A 1,824-nucleotide genomic window follows, 5' to 3' on the forward strand; every position below is an offset into this window, starting at 1 on the left:
ATACCTCACATGCCCCAATAAAAGCTCTCCAATAAATGGCAGGTTTCTTTTTTGTGCGGCTACATCATTTTTATATTCAGGGTGTTCAGCAAATGCTGTATTTATTTCATTGTTTATGTGAGTAAAAATTTCTTGGATTGGTTGAGCAGCATTTGATCTTTTTCGGCTTATGTATCTGTTTCCTGGTTCAGCATCGAGCTTAATGCTTGCAATTCCGGCACCATCCTGACCACGATTGTGCTGTTTTTCCATCATTAAATACATTTTATTCACACCATAAAATGCAGAGCCATATTTTTCATGGTAATATTCTAAGGGTTTCAAAAGTCTGATAAGTGCGATACCACACTCGTGTTTTAACACATCACTCATAGAGGCTTTATTGAGATTTATATAATTAAAAAACGCTCCAAATTTTGGAGCGTGTTGTTATGATAATTCTATTTCAAATTGAGTTAAATTTTTAAACTGCTTAAGGCGTTTTTGAAGTTCAGCTTTGGTAAGGCTTTGCATTCTTTCTGTACCAAACTTTTCGACGCAAAATGAAGCTAGTGTTGAGCCATAAATAACGGCATTTTTCATGTTGTCAAAACTCAAATCATTAGTCTTGGACAAATAGCCTGCAAAACCACCCGCAAAAGTGTCTCCGGCGCCTGTTGGGTCAAATACCTCTTCAAGCGGAAGTGCCGGAGCAAAAAAGATTTGATCTTCATGAAAGAGCAATGCGCCGTGTTCTCCCTTTTTAATCACTACATATTTTGGACCCATTTGCTGTATTTTTCTTGCTGCTACCACAAGTGAATATTCTCCTGTGAGTTGTCTAGCTTCTTCATCATTGATGGTGATAACATCTACTCTAGATATTACCTCTTTGAGTAAATCCAAAGTGTTGTCCATCCAAAAGTTCATCGTGTCTAAAATAATGAGTTTTGGTTGAGTACTCATTTGATCAATAACACTTAATTGTACTGCTGGATGTAAATTGCCAAGCATGACTATTTCTGCATCTTTATACTGAGCAGGTACTTTTGGGTTAAAATCAGCCAGTACATTGAGCTGTGTGTCAAGCGTGTCACGTGAGTTGAGGTCATTTTTATATTTTCCGCTCCAAAAAAAAGTTTTTCCTTCTTTAACGATTTCTAAGGCTGATAAATCAATCTTATTTTTCTTTAAAAGTGAAATGTATTTTTCAGGAAAATCTCCACCAACTATTGAAACAATTGCAGCATCAATGTCGAACTGAGCTGCTGCAAGACCGATGTAAGTGGCAGCACCACCTAAAATTTTATCGGTTTTGCCGAAAGGGGTTTCAATGGCATCAAAAGCGACTGTTCCTACTATAACAAGTTTACTCATTTTTAAAGTTTAAAATAGGGCACAAATATAAGCCATTCTTTTGGTTGAAAAAAACAAAAGCTGAAGGCCTAAGGCTATTAAAAATTCTGTTTATTTTTGAATGGTAATGTAGTTTTGAGGATAAAAATGATAGTTTAAAGCCACATCGTTTAAGTATAAAGTATATTCAGGATAACTAAAAACTTTCTTTTGGTCCTGAACGCGAAGTGTGTCAACGCTACTGTCTGGAAATTTAAGAAGATAATATGAATTGCGGTCCCAATTAGCACCACTTTCATATCCGCATTCTGAAGAAGGCCCCATGCCTACATGAATGCCCATGTAAAAAGTGTGTCCCAATGAATTTGTTACTTTATTACTAAAGACAACTGTTTCAAAATTTAAAAAATCATCTTCAACTCGATATAATGGTTCCCAAATCACTTCATTATTGAAAAATGGAATAGGAGAGAGTTCACCGTTTTGCAC

General features: G+C 35.9%; 2 protein-coding genes and 1 pseudogene. All 3 read right to left on the reverse strand.

The window, feature by feature from the left end; genetic code table 11:
* Positions 1–372: pseudogene (locus tag AACY61_RS13190) on the reverse strand (amidophosphoribosyltransferase); the annotation flags it as partial.
* Positions 373–429: 57 nt separating this feature from the next.
* Positions 430–1,356 (reverse strand): PfkB family carbohydrate kinase, encoded by a 927-nt coding sequence (locus tag AACY61_RS13195; protein WP_339612044.1) that lies wholly within the window; start codon positions 1,354–1,356, stop codon positions 430–432.
* 90 nt (positions 1,357–1,446) lie between these two features.
* Positions 1,447–1,824 (reverse strand): hypothetical protein (locus tag AACY61_RS13200; RefSeq protein WP_339612045.1); only part of this gene is annotated, 378 nt, incomplete at its 5' end.

It is taken from the genome of uncultured Planktosalinus sp. (assembly GCF_963973675.1).
Classification (GTDB): Bacteria; Bacteroidota; Bacteroidia; order Flavobacteriales; family Flavobacteriaceae; genus Planktosalinus.